5 protein-coding genes and 1 riboswitch are annotated in these 3,863 nt (G+C 67.3%); of the genes, 4 read left to right on the top strand and 1 reads right to left on the bottom strand.

Going from position 1 to position 3,863, the window contains the following annotated elements:
* The 4 genes from NS2_RS37045 to NS2_RS35145 all read left to right on the top strand — a co-directional run.
* Positions 1–293: hypothetical protein (locus tag NS2_RS37045; protein WP_222594909.1), on the top strand; the 293-nt coding region annotated here is incomplete at its 5' end.
* 47 nt (positions 294–340) lie between these two features.
* Entirely contained in the window at positions 341–808 is a 468-nt protein-coding gene (locus NS2_RS35135; protein ID WP_147207439.1) for a hypothetical protein, read from the top strand.
* Between the two features lie 100 nt (positions 809–908).
* Entirely contained in the window at positions 909–1,928 is a 1,020-nt protein-coding gene (locus NS2_RS35140) for a TIGR03617 family F420-dependent LLM class oxidoreductase (protein ID WP_033091680.1), read from the top strand.
* A gap of 60 nt (positions 1,929–1,988) precedes the next feature.
* Complete coding sequence (locus NS2_RS35145; RefSeq protein ID WP_045440519.1) at positions 1,989–3,407, top strand: FAD-dependent oxidoreductase; 1,419 nt, start codon at positions 1,989–1,991, stop codon at positions 3,405–3,407.
* Here the strand turns inward: NS2_RS35145 and NS2_RS35150 are convergent.
* Positions 3,404–3,589: a hypothetical protein gene (locus tag NS2_RS35150; RefSeq protein ID WP_033091681.1), complete on the bottom strand. Its 186-nt coding sequence runs from the start codon at positions 3,587–3,589 to the stop codon at positions 3,404–3,406. The genes NS2_RS35145 and NS2_RS35150 overlap by 4 nt on opposite strands.
* A gap of 172 nt (positions 3,590–3,761) precedes the next feature.
* A riboswitch (M-box (ykoK) riboswitch) is annotated at positions 3,762–3,863 on the bottom strand. This riboswitch is flagged as partial in the annotation.

Raw genomic sequence — 3,863 nt, forward strand, 5'->3', positions numbered from 1 at the left:
CGAGATACAAGGACCTGATCGGCAATGATGACCTGGCGATGAGGATGACTGCCTACAACTTGAAGATGCTCTACGACGGCGCGGCATCCCAAGCTACGCCGAACCTACATTCGACACCACTGGACAAGTTCTTGGGCTCAGGTTACAACGCGGGAGGGACGTTGGGGCGGTCGTTGGGGGTAGCCCAAGGCGGCGACCACTTCTTGCCGAGGGAAGACGAGCACGGAGATAGCACCGTGAATGTCGTCGGATACGCACATCAGATCCTCTATGACAGTGGGGCGTACAAGTGAGATTTCACAACAGCAGGTGGTTTCGGTGGGGTCTTGGCCTGTCGATCGTGCTGGGGCTGATGGTTTTTGGCCATTATCGACTGGAGTACGAGCGTCACCATCCGTATGAGGCACGATCGATCGTCGAGCAGGCGACCGTTGCCGGTTTCACTCGGACCGGAATTATCGCCATCGACGACGGTGACAACCCGCCTCGCGCGGAGGCGTATTTCATTGGCCCCGCCCCCAAGCCCGACGTCGTGGCAATCGTATCGGTCCCCACGATCCAGTTGCAGCCGGTGGAGGTTGCCGACGCCGAGTGGGTAAGGCAACATCCTGATGCCGATTACGCGGTGGCACGCGGGGAACGGCCGGACGGCTGTGGGGCTGGTGTGTCGTTCTTTTCGAATCCGACGCGCACGGTCAAGGAGCGAGGGACTCGAGATGTCACCATTCTGACCGATGAGCAAATCGCGGCGGTGCGGAACCACACGGCGGTTGTCATCAAACTGAGTGTAGGCCCTTGCGGATGGTGAACCGATCGGTTGCCGGTATTGCGGGCCTGGGGTACAGGGGAATTCAGTCGGACAGCGTACCGTCGGCACCGAACACCGCCGATGCCGAGGAAGACGGTTGATGAAGGTTTATGCAGCCCTGGATCCGCGCCTGCCGTTGTCGGCGGTGCCGCGGGTGGCGAAACGGCTGGAGGAGTTGGGGTTCGACGGGATACACATTCCGGAGACCATCCACGATTCCTTCGCGGTCGCGCTGCTGGCCGCCGAGCACACCGCCCGGATCACGGTGCGGACCGCGATCACCCTGGCCTTCGTGCGCAGCCCCACGCTGGTCGCCTACAGTGCCTGGGATCTCGCGAAATTCTCCGGCGGCCGCTTCGAACTCGGCCTGGGCACCCAGATCCGGCAGAACATCGAGGACCGCTACGGAATGCCGTGGTCGGAGCCGGTGACGCGGATGGGGGAGTACCTCGCGGTGCTGCGGGAACTGTTCTCCGCCTTCGCATCCGGCGGCTCGATCGAGTTCGAGGGCGGCGACTACCGGATCACCCGGATGCAGCCCTACTTCAATCCCGGCCCCGACGACCGCACCGCACCGCCCATCCTGCTCGGCGCGGTCAACCCCGGAATGTGCCGCCTGGCCGGACGTCTCGCCGACGGCGTCATCACCCACTCCACCAACTCCGATCCGGGCTACCTGCGCGACGTCGTCCGGCCCGCGCTGCTGGCCGGCGCCGAAGCGGCGGGGCGCACCCCGCCCGCCCTCATCGCCGCGACCACCATCGCCACCGGCCCCGACGCCGACGCCGTGACCCGCGAACGCGAGCGCCTGCGCCGCCTGCAAGCCTTCCTCTACTCCACCCCCGCCTACCGCTCGGCACTGGAACGCCTCGGCCTCCCCAAATTGTTCGATCGCCTACGCGATCTGGTCCGCACCCAGCAATGGGACCGTCTCCACGAGGTCATGACCGACGACATCCTCGACACCCTGCTCATCTCCGGCGACTACGACGCCCTACCCGACCTGATCCACAACCGCTACCACGGCCTCGCCGCCGGTGTGGTCATGTCCGCCCCGGCCGAGGACCCGGATGACGCCCGCCTGAAAAACACCATCGAACAGATCCGGGCCCAGGACTGAATCCCGGCACCCGATCCGGCCGACCAGCGGATCGGAGCCCGCGACTCGTACCGTGGGGGTATGGGTGAACGGGTGGTGGTCATCGGCGGGGATGCGGCGGGGATGGCGGCGGCGTCGCAGGCGCGGAGGTTGAAAGGGCCGGGGGAGCTCGAGATCGTCGTCTTCGAGCGGGGGTATTTCACGTCGTACTCGGCGTGCGGGATTCCGTACTGGGTGGGTGGGGAGGTCGGCGGGCCCGAGGAGCTCATCGCGCGCACGCCCGCCGAGCATCGGGCGCGGGACATCGATCTGCGGTTGCGGACCGAGGTGGTGGAGATCGACGTTCCCGGGCAGCGGGTGCGCTCCCGCGAACTCGATACCGGGCGCGAGAAGTGGACCGGGTATGACAAACTCGTGATCGCCACCGGTGCGACGCCCATCCGGCCGCCGTTGCCGGGGATCGACGCGGACGGGGTGCACGGGGTGCAGAGCCTCGATGACGGGCAGGCCCTCATCGCCAGGCTGGAGTCGATACCGGGCCGGCGCGCGGTCGTGGTCGGGGCGGGGTACATCGGTGTCGAGATGGCCGAGGCGCTGATTCGGCGGGGGTTCGAGGTCGCCATGGTCAGTCGCGGCGCGGAGCCCATGGCCACCCTCGATCCGGATATGGGCATGCTGATCCGGAAGGCCATGCAGGGCATGGGAATTCAGGTCGTGTGCAATGCCGGGCTGACGGCGGTGCGCACCGACGCGCAGGGTCGGGTCACCGGTGTCGTCACGGCCGAGGCCGAATACCCCGCCGATGTAATGGTTCTCGGCATCGGGGTGCGCCCGGCCACCGACCTCGCCCGTGCTGCCGGTCTGCCGCTGGGCGAATCGGGCGGGCTGCTCACCGATCTCGCCATGCGGGTTCGTGGCCACGAAAACATCTGGGCCGGAGGCGATTGCGTCGAAGTCCTCGACCTCGTCTCCGGTACCGAACGCCACATCCCCCTCGGCACCCACGCCAACAAACATGGCCAGGTCATCGGCTCCGGCGTCGGCGGCGGCTACGCCACCTTCCCCGGCGTGGTGGGCACCGCCGTCAGCAAGGTCTGCGACCTCGAGGTGGCCCGCACCGGCCTCCTCGAACGCGACGCCCGCGCCGCCGGACTCCAATACCTCACCGTCACAATAGAATCCACCAGCCGCTCGGGCTACTACCCCGGCGCCGCCCCCATGACGGTCAAAATGCTCGCCGAACGCCGCACCGGCCGCCTGCTCGGCGTCCAGATCGTCGGTCGAGAAGGCGCCGCCAAACGCATCGACACAGCCGCCGTGGCCCTCACCGCGCACCTGACCGTCGACCAGATAGTCGCCCTCGACCTCGGCTACGCCCCACCCTTCTCCCCGGTCTGGGACCCCATCCAGGTAGCCGCCCGCAAGGCCGTCACCGCCGTCCGCCGGGACGGGCCCCACCCGGCGGCGAGCACCGGCCGGGTGGGACAGGGCGAGCGCTAGACGCGGAACGGGTGGCCGCCGAGGGAGGCGGTGTAGACGGCGGCGCGGGAACGGGCCAGGCGCAGGTTGGCCAGTTCCTGGTCGGTGAGCCGGTGGCGGGCGCGGACCCGGCGGACCGGTGCGGCGAGGACGGACAGGACCGTCAGGGGCGCGTGCGCGCCGGGAAATGCGATGGTGGCCATGGGAAATCTCCTTCACGGGAGGTGGGGGTGGTTATTCGACCCGGACTGGGATACGGACTATCGCCGGAACTCATTCGTCCCTCACCTCCTCGCCATCGGGATACACGCGGGCATCGCTGGTACTGGTGCGCAGCACCCGAGGGGAGGGAAAGCATCGCGGCATTCGTCGATGCGGGCACCCCTCTCGTCAGAGCTTCGGCACTGCACGACGTATCCGCTTGCGCGGAAGCCACTTCGGATCACCCCTTAATCCGGAGTGATCTGTCCTAATACT

Source organism: Nocardia seriolae NBRC 15557, assembly GCF_007990715.1.
Lineage (GTDB): Bacteria > Actinomycetota > Actinomycetes > Mycobacteriales > Mycobacteriaceae > Nocardia > Nocardia seriolae.